The sequence below is a fragment of the Nostoc sp. ChiVER01 genome (genome assembly GCF_034531155.1).
Taxonomy (GTDB): Bacteria; Cyanobacteriota; Cyanobacteriia; order Cyanobacteriales; family Nostocaceae; genus Nostoc.
Genome location: NZ_JAVRBS010000012.1, coordinates 109,524 through 124,781, shown reverse-complemented (window position 1 = coordinate 124,781; position 15,258 = coordinate 109,524). Strand labels below are relative to the sequence as shown.

The window sequence follows — 15,258 nt, the reverse complement described above, 5'->3', positions numbered from 1 at the left end:
TAGGCACTAACAAAAGTAAAGTTTTATAAAGTAAAAACCGTGGTTAAATTTTTAGCAACCACGGTTTTTTTTATTTGTTTAACAGTAGAATATGTAGATAAGTTAAGCCTCAAGTGAGCAAAATTATGCTTAAACTCTTAAATATCAAAATTGAAGTACAAAGGTTGTCTAATATCTTGACCAAGGCTGAAGGCTGTCTTTGACCTCCCAGAACTGAGTGCAAGAATTGAAGAGTTGAATCAATTGATTTCTCAAGCTACTTTCTGGGATGATTCTGCCAGTTTTTATCAGATACTTCAAGAAATTGATTTCCTCAAGGCTACAAAGAAACAATATCAGCGATCGCACTTCATTCTAGAAGATATCAAAGCTGCACTAGAACTACTAGAATCATACGCTGATGAGGAATTGCTGCAAGAGGCGCAAACCAACCTTACCCAACTCCAACAAGAACTTGAAACAGTAGAAATAGAACAATTACTGTCCGATCCCTGCGACCAAAAGGGGGCATTCTTGGCAATTACGGCTGAGGTTGGAGGTATAGATGCTCAAGACTGGGCAGCTATGTTGTTACATCTATACTATCGTTGGGCAGTAAATCAGAATCATAAAGTACATCTAGTGCAAGAGTCAGCAGGTGATTTAGGAGGGTTCAAACATGCCACCCTAGAAATTACAGGGCGTTATGCTTATGGCTGGCTAAAATCGGAACAAGGAACTCATGCAAGAATAGAACGAATTTCCCCTGTTCATGGCAATGGCAGACGGCATACTTGCCTAGCTAGCGTAGAAGTCAGCCCTATTTTAGATGAATCTATTGATTTTGAGATTCCAGAGAAGCATTTAGAAATTACTTTGCCGCGGCATCGGGGGAATGTTAACCGCCCAGAAACATGGGCACAGTTGTTTCATATTCCTACTGGTATTAGTGTATTTTCTAATCAAGAGCGCAGTCAGATGCGAAATAAAGAGAAAGCCCTGGCTATTCTCAAAAGTAAACTGTTTGCGCTCGCACTAGCCCAAGGTGTCCAAATTGACAAAATTCAACGCCGACAGATAAAACCTCTATCCAACAAACTCATCCGTGAATATATTTTGCATCCTGACACCAATGTGAAAGATTTACGTACCAATGTAGAAACACTTGCTGCGACAGAGGTATTAGACGGTAAAATTGATTTGTTTATCAAAGCCTATCTGCAACAGTTAAATCACGCTTCTTCAGTGGGTAAAGAACCGCTTGATAATTTCAAGTCACTTTTGTAACTTGTATAAGTAGTGCAGAAAAAATTTGCCCAACTACAGCTAAAATCAAGAAACATAAGTAGAATAAAGAGCAATTTTCCACTACTAGCGCTCTATCTATCATTCAACAAGTACTATGGAAGTTTTAGAACTCAAACGCGAAATCGAAACGTTGTCTAGCCGCCTGGGTAAAACCCAGGACTATCTTTGACGTACCTGCACTGACAGCCAAAATTCAAGACCTCGAAAAAATATCAGCACAGCCAGAATTTTGGGATAACCAAACCCAAGCCCAACAAACGCTGCAAGAACTAAATGACTTGAAAGCCCACCTCCAGCAATACGATCAGTGGCACGCCAATCTAGAAGATACTAAGGCAGTTGTTGAATTGTTGGAGTTAGAAACCGATGAGGCACTACTCCAAGAAGCCGAATCTACCATCACCAAACTCAATCGTGACCTGGATCAGTGGGAGTTACAACAGTTACTTTCTGGCCCCTATGATGCGGAAGGTGCTGTACTAACGATTAGTGCTGGTGCTGGTGGCACAGATGCTCAAGACTGGGCATTTATGTTGATGCGGATGTACACCCGTTGGGGCGAAGCTCACGGCTATAAGGTAACTTTAGCTGAAGAGTCCGAGGGTGATGAAGCCGGAATTAAATCCGCAACCCTAGAAATTACTGGTCGCTATGCTTATGGTTACTTGCGATCGGAAATGGGTACACATCGCTTAGTGCGAATTTCCCCTTTTAATGCTAACGGTAAGCGGCAAACCAGTTTTGCAGGCGTGGAAGTGATGCCGCAGATTGATAACTCTGTGCAATTGGATATTCCAGATAAAGATTTGGAAATCACTACAACTCGGTCTGGTGGTAAAGGTGGGCAGAATGTCAACAAAGTAGAAACTGCGGTGCGGATTGTTCACCTTCCTACTGGTCTTGCTGTGCGCTGTACAGAGGAGCGATCGCAGCTGCAAAATAAAGAAAAAGCTCTAAATCGTCTTAAAGCAAAGCTGTTGGTCATCGCCAAGGAGCAACGCGCCCAAGAAATTGCCGAAATTCGTGGCGATATGGTAGAAGCCTCTTGGGGAAACCAAATCCGTAACTATGTGTTTCATCCTTACCAAATGGTGAAGGATTTGCGTACAAATACAGAAACAACGGCGATTGGCGATGTGATGAATGGCGAAATTGATCCATTCATTCAAGCTTATCTGCGCCAAGAAAATAAATTAGTAGAAAACACCTCTGCATAATTTGGGATTATTTACAAGTGCCAAATAATTAATTTTAATATTACTTAGCACTTGTTATTTATTTTTCTAAAATTGGCACGATTGCATACCATTCCTTTTTATTAGGGCGTTTTTAGATAAATTCCTGAGTAATATACAGGCGATCGCCATTCTATTCCAGACCAACTGTTACAGTTATAAAAGAGTCTGTGGACAAATAACTATGAGCAACACACCTTCAACAGAACCTCAACCTAGCTACGTAAAACTCGCCATGCGAAACATGGTGCGGAAGGGTGGAACTTCCCTAAAGCATTTTGCGTTGACTGCCGTAGGGCTTTTATCTCTCCTTGTTGGTCTTGCTTACCTAACTCACTAAACTAGTCATTAGTCATTAGTCATTAATTATATTTAAAAGGACAGATGACCAATAACAAAGGACAGTCTTAGCGACAAACCGTAAACCTCAGACTAGGAGACTGTGTGCCCCTGAGCGTTGAACTATACGTAGAGGATGATTTTTACGAGTTGTCCCCGACAACATCTGTAAAAATTGATCATACTTATCCCCGAATCACTCCTGAAACTTGGGAAAATTGGTTTAATCATTGGTTGGAAATCCTTCACCCTCAAATTCCACCAGCGCCAAGCTATGAAATCGGGCTGCGTTTGACAGATGACTCGCAAATTCAAGAACTAAATAGCCAATATCGTCAACAAAATAAGCCCACAGACGTTTTAGCCTTTGCTGCTTTGGAGGTGGATTTTCCTCAAAGCAAAGAGATGCTTGCTTCTGTACCATTATACTTAGGTGATATCATCGTGTCTGTAGATACAGCACAACGTCAAGCTCAACAGCAGGAGCATAGCTTACCCACCGAGCTAGCCTGGTTAGCTAGCCACGGTTTGCTACATCTCTTAGGCTGGGATCATCCTGATGAAGAAAGTTTGGGGCGAATGTTAGAACAGCAAGTGAAATTGCTGAATGCAATAGGTATTGCTATTGACATGGAATAGCAGTATTTCGTGTATTTCTATAATGTTAATTTTGGGTAATACTTTTATAATACTTCTGTGGAAAATTGCTTAAAGATTGCCTCAAAGTTAATTTCGCCATTAAAATCGGCGAATATTCCCACGTAGCAACTCTGTTTTTGTGTTTTTAAGTCTATGTCCCAAAAAATCTCTCCATCACCAACTCCGACCTCGTTACAAACACTGGTGTCTAACGAACGGGAATTCTCCTGGAAAGTAGCCTCTAATTTATTAGTTAGTTTTAAATATGCCTGGGCTGGAATCAGCTATAGTTTTCAAACTCAACGTAATTTTCGCATCCATGTAAGTGTTTGCGCTTTAGCGATCGCTTTAAGCGTTTTTCTACATCTGCAAGCGGTAGAAATAGCGGTAATTGGTATAACTAGTGGTTTAGTTTTGGCATTAGAGTTGCTAAATACAGCGATCGAGTCTCTTGTAGACTTAACCGTTAAGCAGACATACCATGAATTGGCAAAAATTGCTAAAGATTGTGCGGCTGGTGCAGTGCTTGTCTCTGCTTTAGTAGCGGTGCTAGTAGCTGGTACGCTTCTGCTCCCTCCTCTGGTAAAGTTAATTATATCGACTTTGTAGACTTGATTTACTCCGGCGTAGTCTAACCCAGGCATCGCCAAGTGAGCCGATAAACACTCTGTCCGATCCCTTAAAGAACACATTATAAGCAATTCAAAAGTAAGGTATCGCGCCAAGCATCCTTGATAAAGGGTTACTTGGTAATTTTTAGCCGTCCACATCAGCGTTATTTTTAGACCTAGCGAACAAATAGCATGAGATATTTGTCTATGTTTTTTGCGACTGATGAGTGGTAAAAACAGGAGTTATAAGCTTTGATTATAGTTATCGATAATTACGACAGTTTTACATATAACCTAGTGCAGTATCTGGGAGAATTGGCAGCAGAATTCCCAGTAGCAGATGATATTAAAGTTTTTCGTAACGATAAGATATCTATAGATGAGATTCAGGCATTAAAGCCGGAAGCCGTAGTTATTTCTCCTGGGCCTGGTCGCCCAGAAGACGCTGGTATTTCTTTAGAATTGATTGAACAGCTAGGGCAAGAGTTGCCAATTTTGGGTGTTTGTTTAGGACATCAAAGCATCGGTCAAGTGTTCGGTGGTAAAATAATTCCTGCTCCAGAGTTGATGCATGGCAAAACTTCTCAGGTGTCTCACACTGGGGTGGGGGTTTTTCAAGGATTAGAAAATCCTTTAACCGCCACCAGGTATCATAGTTTGGTGATAGAACGTGAGACTTGCCCAGATGTGTTAGAAATCACCGCTTGGGTTGAAGATAACACCATTATGGGAGTGCGACACCGGAAGTATCCTCATATTCAGGGCGTCCAGTTTCACCCAGAGAGTGTCCTGACATCTTCAGGAAAACAGTTATTGCGAAATTTTCTGGAACAGTTACAGTCGAGAGCATAATTAATGAAACGACGACAGTTGATGGGCTATGCTGGGGCGGGGTTAGTCACAGCTTTGGTTACTAACTTGGGTTCTGAATCTCAAGCTGACGCACAATCTAGCGGTTTATCAGTTCAGTGGTTGGGTCATACTTGCTTTCTTTTTACTGGTGGCGGTGCGAAAATTCTTGTTAATCCATTTCGGACAGCCGGTTGTACTGCTGGGTATCGTCAACCAAAAGTTGCAGCAGATTTAGTACTGATTAGCAGTCAATTGCTGGATGAAGGGGCTGTGGACGTATTACCAGGAAATGCAAAACTCATCTACGAACCAGGAGTTTATGAGTTCAAAGGCATTAAATTCCAAGGAATTGCCATAGACCACGATCGCAAAGGTGGTAGACAGTTTGGTTCAAACACCGCTTGGAGTTGGAAGCAAGGCGGAATTAATATCTTACACTTAGGTGGAGCTGCTGCACCCATTTCCATTGAGCAAAAAATCTTGATGGGGCGTCCCGATGTAGCATTCATTCCAGTGGGAGGCAGTGCAAAAGCCTACAATGCTGAGGAAGCAAAGCAGGCTGTGCAAATCTTAAATCCCAAGATAGTGATTCCAACCCATTACCGCACACAGGCCGCTGATGCTGCTAAGTGCGATATTTCACCACTCGATAATTTTCTGACCTTAATGCAAGGTATGACGGTGCGGCGTAGCAATGGAGATAGTATTTCCATTAGCCCTAAAGATTTGCCGGAAAATAGCGTGATTCAGGTTTTGAGTTACAAATTTTGAGGAGTAGGGGAAGCAGTGGAAGATTTCTAACTCCTGTACAGACGCGATTAATTACGTCTCTACTTAAGACTTTTGTACAGACGCGATTAATCGCGTCTGTACTCCAGCTTTTAGAACGTATACCATTCTGGGCCAAGCTTATCTGCGTCGCTGATGGGAGTCTCGACGGCTGTCGTTCCATCTATAGTCCAAATTTTGTCTGCACCTGCTGTCTGATCGCGCCAATAGATGTCAGTCTTACCATCGCCGTTGAAGTCGCCAAGAGATGGTGTCAAAGCTGCGCTATTAGTCGGTAAGAAAGCTTCAGTAGCAACTGTTGTACCATCCATCAACCAAGCGGTATTCTCACCAGTTGTGCTATTGTGCCAGAAGATATCGGTCTTGCCGTCACCGTTGAAATCGCCAATTTTAGAAGTCCAGGCTGAGTCAAGTGTCCCTAAAGCACCTTCTGTGACTAAGATACCATTCATCGTCCAAACCTTGTTCTCACCAGTTTGAGTGTCTCTCCAGAGAATATCAGTCTTATAGTCGCCGTTGAAATCACCAAAGGTAGGAGTCCAGGCAGCATCCTGTGATTGCAGCGCGAATTCAGTTTTTTGTGCGCCATCCATAAACCAAGCGGTGTTATCGCCAGTTGTTGGATTGCGCCAGAAAATATCGCTCTTACCATTGCCGTCAAAATCAACAATGGTAGGAGTTAGTGCTGGATCTGTTTTATCTAAAACAGTTGCATTCAGAACGGTGGTGCCATCCATCTCCCAAATGGCGTTCTCACCAGTTGTAGCATTATGCCAGAAGATATCGGTTTTGCGATCGCCATTGAAATCCCCAATCTGAGGAGTCCACGCTGGATCAACGCTGGTTAAAGATGCCATACTAGCAGCTTTTGTACCATCCATCAATACAATGCTATTTTCACCTGTTGTCTTATTGCGTAATAAGAAGTCGGTTTTGTTATCACCATTGAAGTCAGCAATTTTGTAATCATAGGCAGTTAGGTCAAATTTACCTAAAGAACCCTGTTCGATAACTTTTGACCCGTCCATTAACCGAATGATAATCTCACCGGTTGTAGAATCGGCCCAAACTTTATCCGTTTTGCCATCACCGTTAAAGTCAGGAGTAATCGCCGCACTAGTTATGTAAGGATTAGGATTGGGATTTGATGATGTTTTGGCAGGCGTGGTTACTGATTCACGTTGTGGTGGTAGTGACGAACTGCTAAGTTTAGACCCGAAATTAGAAGTTAAACTATCAATAGAAGTTGTCAAAATTTGTGATTTTGCAAAAGAATCTGATGCCCATTCGGATGTATTTAAACCTAAGGGTGAAGACTTTAGAGTTTCAGGCATGGTGTATTTTTATCGTTGGTTATCATATTTTTTTAACTTTTTTTGATAATCTCTTTCTGTAACGAAATAACATTTACGAGGAGTTCCAAATTTCTTTATAACTATTTTTTCTTTATTAATGTCATTACTTGCAGATATATATCTGCTGATTTTAAACGACCATGATAAAATTTTCAAGTCATATATAAGCAATTAAAAAATATTTTTTGTGCCTTATATATATGATGATTTATAGATAAAATCATCAGATTTTATCTATTTGCTTTAACTTTTAAATGTTGGATCAAAAATATACTTATATAGGAACCGTATTTGATTGTTGAAATTATCTACGCGGGTGGGGAGTAGGGATTATACCATTTCACGAAAAATCTGATACAGATGTAAACCTTGAAAGCATTGCTATATCTAAGTCTTTTAATTGCGTTAGCGGAGCGGGGCGTTAGCCCATTGCGTTAGCGCAGCGTCTTGTAGAGAGGAACGAGCGTCATTGCGAATTGTGAATTGGTATTAGGGAGTAGGGAATATCTGTACCGAGCGAGCTTTTTTAGAAATCAAATATTAGTCCTATAGCAGTTTCTAGTTGAGTCCAATATAAACCTAACCCCTAACCCATTCCCTCGTAGCTTTGGGGAGTAAAACTCAAAGACTCTCTCCTTTTAGGAGCTACAGTGTACTAGCCGTATTTTTATACAAAGTCCCAAATACGCAAAGAAAGAAGCGATCGCTACATTAGTTCTAATTCATTCGATAACAAAAAGATTTCCAAGCAATTTAAAAAGTAGGAAATCTGAATCTTTCGAGATAATTGATTATTCTCTAATGATCTATGACTTGAGTGGAAAGAAATATTGGTTAGAATAACTTAGATTAGCAACTATTAAGAGGCACAAACTGTGCATCCTGTAGCTGTAGTAAGTGTAAAATAGCACAATAACTTAATATATACATCAGCTATGCAAGCAGAATATAGGCAGCGTCGTGAGCAGTTAATGGCAAAAATTGGTGATGGCACAGCCATTTTTCGCAGTGCGCCAATGGCAGTGATGCACAACGATGTCGAGTATGTTTATCGCCAAGATAGTGATTTTTTCTACTTGACTGGTTTTAATGAACCACAGGCAGTAGCGGTGTTAGCGCCGCATCATTCAGAACATCGGTTTGTGCTGTTTGTCCAACCGAAGGATCGCGAAAAGGAAGTATGGACTGGTTATCTTTCTGGGGTAGATGCAGCCAAGGAAATTTATGGTGCTGATGAAGCGTACCCCATTAGCGAGTTAGATGAAAAGTTGCCGCAGTATTTGGAAAAAGCCAGCCGGATTTACTATCATTTAGGACGCGATCGCACTTTTAATGACAAAATCCTGCGACATTACCAAAGTTTACTACGAACTTATCCTAAACGCGGTACTGGGCCGATCGCCATTGAAGATACTGGCCCTGTTCTCAACAGCATGAGACTAATCAAAAGTGAAGCTGAGTTGAGGTTGATGCGTCAAGCAGCTGCAATCGCAACTGAAGCACACAATTACGCCCAAGAAATTGCTGCACCCGGACGTTATGAGTACGAAATTCAAGCGGAGATGGAACGCATTTTTCGAGTCCGGGGTGGAATGGGGCCAGCTTATCCTTCAATTGTAGCTTCAGGCGTGAATGCTTGCGTACTGCATTACATTGAAAATAATCGGCAAATGCAGGATGGAGAATTACTGCTAATTGATGCCGGTTGTGCTTACGGTTATTACAACTCGGATATTACCCGGACATTTCCTGTTGGGGGTAAATTTACGTCTGAACAAAAGACGCTGTACGAGATTGTTTTAGAGGCACAAAAACAAGCGATCGCTCAAGTAAAACCAGGTAATCCCTTCAAATTAGTTCATGATACAGCAGTGCGCGTTCTCACGGAAGGTTTAGTTGAACTTGGCATCCTCAAAGGTGAAATTGATAAGTTAATTGAAGAAGAAAAGTATAAGCCATATTATATGCACCGTACCAGTCATTGGTTAGGCTTGGATGTGCATGATGTGGGAGTTTACCAGCACGGTGAAGACAAATCGCAGATTTTACAACCAGGTCAAATTTTGACAGTTGAACCAGGACTATATATTGTGCCTGATACTAAACTAGCAGAAGATCAACCAGAGACTGATCCTCGATGGATTGGCATTGGTATTCGGATTGAGGATGATGTGTTAGTTACATCTGATGGACATGAAGTGTTAACTGCGGGAGTTCCCAAAGCAGTGGATGAAGTGGAAAGATAAAAAAATGGGGATGGTGTGTACCATCCCCAAGCTAAAATTGCGGACAAGCCATCATCGTTGTCAGAATTCTTAAGATTTTGTCTATTTCTTTAATAAAGTAATCCTTCTTATCAATAAAAATGGTATTCTCACAAAGTTTGAGAAATTTCCAACCTGTTCCTGTTGTAACTACACCATAAGTTTGATGATATCTCAGATCAAGAACAGCCTTCAACAAATTCAACTTCTGGTAGTTTACCTGACCGAAACTGAGTGACACGCTTACCGTCAGTCTCGAATATCACACGATAGTTCTGGTTAGCACGATCTTTCGGGATAAATGTCAAGTAGTGTCCGCCTTGGACGTATTTATGAGGTGTGACTTTAATTTGTCCTGGATAGAAAGACTTGATTTGCGCTTCCGTGTCGCCAATTTTTGCACCTTTAAGGGTAGTAATTTGGGTATTCTGCCGTACATCTACTCTAGAAATGCGACCTTTTGTAACCATAAACAAAAGATTTTTAGGTTCGTTTTGTGGTTTAACGTAGTAGCAATTTTTATTAGGTGTATCGCCCACTAGCTTAGTACCAGCAGCCTTTGCCGCTTGGGAAACAGTCATCCCAACTCTAACTTGTCCGACACCATTAATGGACAATTTTGATTGATTTGTCAGTTTTGTCTGTGCTAGCACTGTCCCAATTATTAAACAATAAAAGGCAAGTGTTGCAGTACTAAGAGTCAATAATTTAACTTTGCCATCATTTTTTTTCACCAGATGTCTATTGATAATTGACATTATTCTCCGCGCTGAACTAGCTTGATATTATACGCTTACAAATGGTAATGTAATACTGTCAAAATTGTAAGTAGCCTGCATATCTTCATTTCCTAGGCCACTTATAGTTAAGCACAGTGCTTTTTCTCTTTGCAGGATATCATTATGTTTGATGGTCTATCCCGACGTGAATTTATCAAAGTCACAGGCGGTTTTGCAGCTGGAGCCGTAGCAGCAGGAAGCGCACCTCTGATTGAGACTCTCACTGCTCAAGCCTTGAGCAGTACATCTAAAAGATATAAATTTGTTGGTTACTTTGGCAACTGGGCACAATACCGCCAAGGCGGAGGGAAGTTTTTTCCCGAGCAAATTGACCCCTCGCTGTTTACACACATCAACTTTGCCTTTGGGATGTTCGGCTTTGTGAGTTGGAGTGTCGATCCATCAACACGAACCGGAAACCAACGCTATACAGGTGACTACACAATTCAACCAGTGGAATGGAACGATCAGACAGTTCTGTACCCGGCGATGCAGAATTTAAAGAAGAAAAACCCCAACCTCAAAACCATTCTCTCAATTGGTGGTTGGAGTTTTAACAGTTGCGATGACACGCCTGAGTCAGCCGGAACCGCTCACCCCTACGGCCCCTTTACCTGCAAATTATTTAGCAAAATGGCAGCCGATCCTAATGGTAGGAGGCAGTTTATTAATTCTGCGATCGCCTATGCTAAAAAGTACGGCTTTGACGGCATTGATCTCGACTGGGAATATCCCGCAGACTCAGCACGCGGTGGTCAAGATGCCGATTACAACAATTACCTAACACTGCTCAAAGAGTTCCGTCAAACTGCTGGGCAAAATTTTATCATCACTATAGCTTCTGCTGCTGTACCCAAGGGTAGCAAAACGGGCGACCAATTCTTTCTATGGTTGGCTCAATGTGGTCAATATTTAGATTGGTTCAACGTCATGTCCTACGACTACCACGGGGCTTTTGACGATCCCAAGACAATGGGAACAGGAGTCAACGCGCCTCTTTTGAAAGATTCCGTACCCAATGGTACGTTTTGCATCAAAGATACGGTGGAATCTTACCTCAAAGCAAATATTCCCAAGGAAAAGATCGTGCTAGGAATGCCCACCTACGGACGAAGTTATGTTGTTGCAGACCGTACCGATGGCTACGGAAAGCCTTTTAGCGGCCCAGGCCCCGCAGGCGCAGCGACAGCTACCCCTGGTATTCTCGCTTATTATGAAATTCTTGAGAAAATTGCCAGTGGCGAACTCAATGTCCAAAAGTGGGATGATGCCACTTTGACTCCCTACGCCTACAGCACTAAAACCGGACTTTGGGTAAGTTATGACAACCCGAAATCACTTGGTTATAAAGTCAGTTATTTGATTGAAAAAGAATTGGGAGGTGCAATGGTATGGGCGATTGATTTAGATAACTTTAATAATAAATAGTTCTGCTGCACCTGTGTGAGAAATCAAAATCACCTTGATAATCACATTGGTTCAGTTTGGTATTTCGTTGATTACAGATGATGCTAATTTACGGAGTTAAATTATTAGTATGGACTCAAACCGTTTTCCATTGCAGAACGCAATCAAAAAGATTTTAGATAACCCAAGCACAAGACCAGTATTACCAGGATTAAAAGATCGTTCATCTTCACCACTAGGATTAAAAGATAATTTATCTTCAAGTTCAGATTTAAAGTTCAATGATGCTTTATATAGCAAGGCATATTGGGGCGCGTTTAAGAAAGACAAGCCCAGTGCTGATGGTAAAACAACTCAATACTCAGCCCGCTTATACGGTGCTAATAAGGAGGGTTGGGAAGAAGCTTGTGAACATGCTCCAGCAGTTATTAGAGGACAATATTTTCCTAAGCCAACTCGTTGCAAGAAAATAACATTTCTTGGCATAGGCATTGAAATGTGGGGCGAATTTGATGTTAAAAAAGAAAATTTAGGCAACCCTACATGGGGTGAATTTAAGGAAGAGAATTGCACTTGGTATGGTTCCAAGCAATACTCAGCCCAACTATTGGACATTAAAGGGAGTTGGGAGGAAGCTTGCAACAATGCTTCAGCAGTCATTAAAGGACAATGGTTTGATAGACCCACTCGAATTGTTAAGAGCACCTTGGGCTTGTCTGGAATACGGGGCCAATTTGATGTTGAGGATGATAGTTGTGGGTCTTTAACTAAGTTGGTAGAAAAAATCAACGACCTGATTGCCAAAGGAAAAGGAAAGAAAAAAGTATCCCGTCGTGATTTGAATATTGGAAAACAAAAGATACACCTCGATTTGGGAGGAGAAGGATACCACGAGATAGATGGCGTAGTTTCCGGTTTTAGAACAGCGATTAATCTTAATGATCAAAAAAATGATTCACAATACCCAAAAATAGAGATTCCTCATCTGGTTTTGGTTAATTATTATAGTGAGTTTTATCCTTTCGCTGATGGCTTTGCTGATTACATTACCATGCAAGGTGCTCCACTTACCGAACATAATGCAAATGAAATTGCAAGGATGTTGCGTAAAGGAGGTAAAGTCGGACTTTGGATCGACAACGACTACTACCAAAACCGAATAAAAGATTTGGCATCTAAACTGAAATCAAAGCCCAAGGAAGTAAATAAATATGAAGATGAATTTGGTGGGAAATCGGGGGGATATAATATAAAGGTTTTAATTGAAGATGGTAGACCTCCAGATCACGATGAATTCTAATTCCTGCTTCCATTAAGCCGGAGCGTTTAACTACAAACATTTACAAGTGGATTTTTGAGGGCGATAAGCCGGAGGCTTGACGCTGCGCGATCGCAAAATACTTCATTCTATAGCTAAAAAATCAGTTGGGGATGGTAAATACCATCCCCAACTTTTGCAAAATATTAAGTGAGCATTGCTGACTACAGCTAACTATTACAGTTGCGGTACGTACTGTTGCTTCTCAGGTACTTCAGCGTACTCAGCCACAATCTGGCGGAATTCTTCGCCGTCAATGGTTTCTTTTTCGATGAGCAAATCGACTAAGCGATCAGTGACAGTGCGATGGTCACGGACAATCTTTTTAGCGTTTTCGTAGCATTCTTCCACGATCGCTCGCACTTGTCCATCAATGCGAGAGGCGATAGATTCGGAATACTCAGATCGGGTTGTCCAGTCACGACCCAAGAACACTTCACCCTGCTGGCTTTCTAACGAAAGTGGGCCTAAGTCGGACATGCCGAAACGAGTTACCATCTGCCGTGCCATTCCCGATAACTGTTGCAAGTCTCCACCCGCACCAGTTGTAACTTCCGCAGCCCCAAAAATTACTTCCTCAGCAGCGCGACCGCCCAAAGCACCAGTAATCCTTGCTCTCAACTGAGAACGAGAAATTAACCCTTGTTCTTCGTTGGGAGTAAACCAAGTCAAACCTTGCGCTTGTCCGCGTGGAATCAAGGTAACTTTCTGTACTGGGTCATGGTCTTTTAACAAAGTGCCAACCAAAGCGTGTCCGATTTCATGGTATGCAATCAAGCGCTTGCTCTTGCTGTCTACCAAAGGAGTGCCTTCCATCCCAGCGACGACCCGATCCACCGCGTCATCAATTTCGCGGAGGGTGATAGCATCTTTGCGTCTTCTCGCAGTCAAAATTGCTGCTTCGTTGAGTAAGTTGGCTAAATCAGCACCAGTAAATCCAGGAGTGCGGCGAGCGATCGCATCCAAAGATACACTAGGATCTAATTTCTTGTTGCGTGAATGGACTTGCAAGATTTCCAAACGCCCTTTGATATCGGGTGCATCGACAGTTACTTGTCTGTCAAAGCGACCGGGACGTAACAATGCTGAGTCTAGTACGTCGGGACGGTTGGTAGCAGCAATAATAATGATGCCAGTGTTACCTTCAAACCCGTCCATTTCGGTGAGCAACTGGTTGAGGGTTTGCTCTCTTTCGTCGTTACCGCCACCAATACCAGCACCCCGTTGGCGTCCAACTGCGTCAATTTCATCAATGAAGATGATACAGGGGGCATTATCTTTAGCTTTCTTGAACAAATCGCGGACGCGGGATGCACCCACACCAACGAACATTTCCACAAATTCCGAACCGGAAATACTGAAGAAAGGTACGCCTGCTTCACCAGCGATCGCTTTTGCTAGTAAAGTTTTACCAGTTCCAGGAGGCCCAACTAATAGCACTCCCTTGGGAATCCGTGCGCCTACTGCGGTAAATCTTTCTGGCTGCTTTAGGAAAGTGACAACTTCTTGCAATTCTTCCTTGGCTTCTTCAATCCCGGCTACGTCGTCAAACTTGACCCCGGTTTTCGCTTCCATTTGGAAACGCGCCTTGGATTTGCCGAAGTTCATCGCTTGGCCTGGCCCACCGGGGAGGTTGCTAGAACGCCGGAACAAAAAGAACAGCCCAGTAATCAATAAAACTGGAAATATCAGATTGCCCAACAATCCCCAAATTGCGCCATCATTACGCATCGGGTGAGCATCAAAGCTGATGTCTTTTTCTTTGAGCTTGCTAATTAACTCAGGAGCGTTAACAGGCAAATCCACACGCCACCTTTGGACACGATTTTCGATGTCTGGATCGCGGGCTTCGATAATTGCTGTCCTACCGCCTTCGTACAGATCCACGCTGGTGACGCGATCGCCATTTAAGTATTCTAGAAAGCGACCATAAGTCATGCGCGTATTGGCTGCATTCTTACTCATGTCAGTAGGAGCGCCTGCAAAGGCCCCTTGCCAGAAGAAAAAACCAATTACCAAAGCAGGCAATGTCCAGAGTACTACGACTTTCCAAGAGAATTTCATCTTAATTTGCCTCTAGATGCCTATACAACTCATTAGCCTCAGCAACCGAATGTTCATCACTCTGTCACTTTAAGCTGTTAAACGGATGTCTATAAATCCATTTTGTTTAATTTGATCTCTTATATGCACTCCATAAGGCAATTAGAGCATTATGGCGATGCCAACAAGAATCTTAATCAAAGTTAACTTAATTTTAATACAAAATCGCACGAGAAAAGAGAGCGCAACGGGATGCAAAGACACGGATAATTTCTCCAGAATGTTCTTCGTGTCGTTCCAGCCTCTCTTAATCATCATTATGGGAGAGTGAGGAAGATGA

13 protein-coding genes are annotated in these 15,258 nt (G+C 42.2%); 10 read left to right on the top strand and 3 right to left on the bottom strand.

What is annotated here, in order from left to right:
* Positions 1-125 precede the first annotated feature (125 nt).
* The 7 genes from RMY00_RS17490 to RMY00_RS17460 all read left to right on the top strand — a co-directional run bounded on the left by RMY00_RS17490 (position 126) and on the right by RMY00_RS17460 (position 5,734).
* Positions 126-1,266, top strand: a protein-coding gene (locus tag RMY00_RS17490; RefSeq protein ID WP_322648730.1) for a PCRF domain-containing protein whose coding sequence is annotated in 2 segments (ribosomal slippage) — positions 126-200 and positions 202-1,266 — 1,140 coding nt in all. Because the reading frame shifts where the segments join, the coding sequence is not laid out codon by codon here.
* A 115-nt stretch (positions 1,267-1,381) separates the two neighbouring features.
* Positions 1,382-2,504, top strand: a protein-coding gene (gene prfB, locus RMY00_RS17485) for a peptide chain release factor 2 (RefSeq protein WP_322648729.1) whose coding sequence is annotated in 2 segments (ribosomal slippage) — positions 1,382-1,453 and positions 1,455-2,504 — 1,122 coding nt in all. Because the reading frame shifts where the segments join, the coding sequence is not laid out codon by codon here.
* A 202-nt stretch (positions 2,505-2,706) separates the two neighbouring features.
* A complete protein-coding gene (locus RMY00_RS17480) occupies positions 2,707-2,862 on the top strand; it encodes a DUF3285 domain-containing protein (protein ID WP_100899181.1) in 156 nt (51 codons plus the stop codon).
* A gap of 110 nt (positions 2,863-2,972) precedes the next feature.
* On the top strand, positions 2,973-3,500 hold the full coding sequence (ybeY, locus tag RMY00_RS17475; protein WP_322648812.1) for an rRNA maturation RNase YbeY: 528 nt from the start codon (positions 2,973-2,975) through the stop codon (positions 3,498-3,500).
* A 153-nt stretch (positions 3,501-3,653) separates the two neighbouring features.
* Complete coding sequence (locus RMY00_RS17470; RefSeq protein ID WP_322648728.1) at positions 3,654-4,109, top strand: diacylglycerol kinase family protein; 456 nt, start codon at positions 3,654-3,656, stop codon at positions 4,107-4,109.
* A gap of 254 nt (positions 4,110-4,363) precedes the next feature.
* Positions 4,364-4,963, top strand: a complete 600-nt coding sequence (locus RMY00_RS17465; RefSeq protein WP_322648727.1) for an aminodeoxychorismate/anthranilate synthase component II — start codon at positions 4,364-4,366, stop codon at positions 4,961-4,963.
* A 3-nt stretch (positions 4,964-4,966) separates the two neighbouring features.
* Positions 4,967-5,734: an MBL fold metallo-hydrolase gene (locus tag RMY00_RS17460; RefSeq protein WP_322648726.1), complete on the top strand. Its 768-nt coding sequence runs from the start codon at positions 4,967-4,969 to the stop codon at positions 5,732-5,734.
* Positions 5,735-5,844: 110 nt separating this feature from the next.
* Here RMY00_RS17460 and RMY00_RS17455 read toward each other — a convergent pair whose 3' ends face one another.
* A complete protein-coding gene (locus RMY00_RS17455) occupies positions 5,845-7,086 on the bottom strand; it encodes a VCBS repeat-containing protein (RefSeq protein ID WP_322648725.1) in 1,242 nt (413 codons plus the stop codon).
* Between the two features lie 956 nt (positions 7,087-8,042).
* On the opposite strand from RMY00_RS17455, the gene RMY00_RS17450 reads away from it, so the two are divergent.
* Entirely contained in the window at positions 8,043-9,353 is a 1,311-nt protein-coding gene (locus tag RMY00_RS17450; RefSeq protein ID WP_322648724.1) for an aminopeptidase P N-terminal domain-containing protein, read from the top strand.
* Positions 9,354-9,550: 197 nt separating this feature from the next.
* Here the strand turns inward: RMY00_RS17450 and RMY00_RS17445 are convergent, their stop codons facing one another.
* A complete protein-coding gene (locus RMY00_RS17445) occupies positions 9,551-10,129 on the bottom strand; it encodes a hypothetical protein (protein WP_322648723.1) in 579 nt (192 codons plus the stop codon).
* 144 nt (positions 10,130-10,273) lie between these two features.
* On the opposite strand from RMY00_RS17445, the gene RMY00_RS17440 reads away from it, so the two are divergent.
* Together RMY00_RS17440 and RMY00_RS17435 are read left to right on the top strand one after the other, a co-directional pair.
* Positions 10,274-11,578: a glycosyl hydrolase family 18 protein gene (locus tag RMY00_RS17440; protein ID WP_322648722.1), complete on the top strand. Its 1,305-nt coding sequence runs from the start codon at positions 10,274-10,276 to the stop codon at positions 11,576-11,578.
* A 109-nt stretch (positions 11,579-11,687) separates the two neighbouring features.
* Positions 11,688-12,857, top strand: a complete 1,170-nt coding sequence (locus RMY00_RS17435; protein WP_322648721.1) for a hypothetical protein — start codon at positions 11,688-11,690, stop codon at positions 12,855-12,857.
* A 195-nt stretch (positions 12,858-13,052) separates the two neighbouring features.
* Here RMY00_RS17435 and ftsH2 read toward each other — a convergent pair whose 3' ends face one another.
* Positions 13,053-14,939, bottom strand: coding sequence for an ATP-dependent zinc metalloprotease FtsH2 (gene ftsH2 / locus RMY00_RS17430; RefSeq protein WP_322648720.1), 1,887 nt, complete (start codon positions 14,937-14,939; stop codon positions 13,053-13,055).
* Positions 14,940-15,258: the final 319 nt, after the last annotated feature.

Bases quoted from the DNA above. Each gene is read 5' to 3' on its own strand.
- RMY00_RS17435 (WP_322648721.1), top strand. From the start codon at position 11,688: ATGGACTCAAACCGTTTTCCATTGCAGAACGCAATCAAAAAGATTTTA.
- RMY00_RS17480 (WP_100899181.1), top strand. From the start codon at position 2,707: ATGAGCAACACACCTTCAACAGAACCTCAACCTAGCTACGTAAAACTC.
- RMY00_RS17460 (WP_322648726.1), top strand. From the start codon at position 4,967: ATGAAACGACGACAGTTGATGGGCTATGCTGGGGCGGGGTTAGTCACA.
- RMY00_RS17450 (WP_322648724.1), top strand. From the start codon at position 8,043: ATGCAAGCAGAATATAGGCAGCGTCGTGAGCAGTTAATGGCAAAAATT.
- RMY00_RS17440 (WP_322648722.1), top strand. From the start codon at position 10,274: ATGTTTGATGGTCTATCCCGACGTGAATTTATCAAAGTCACAGGCGGT.
- RMY00_RS17470 (WP_322648728.1), top strand. From the start codon at position 3,654: ATGTCCCAAAAAATCTCTCCATCACCAACTCCGACCTCGTTACAAACA.
- RMY00_RS17445 (WP_322648723.1), bottom strand. From the start codon at position 10,129: ATGTCAATTATCAATAGACATCTGGTGAAAAAAAATGATGGCAAAGTT.
- ftsH2 (WP_322648720.1), bottom strand. From the start codon at position 14,939: ATGAAATTCTCTTGGAAAGTCGTAGTACTCTGGACATTGCCTGCTTTG.
- RMY00_RS17455 (WP_322648725.1), bottom strand. From the start codon at position 7,086: ATGCCTGAAACTCTAAAGTCTTCACCCTTAGGTTTAAATACATCCGAA.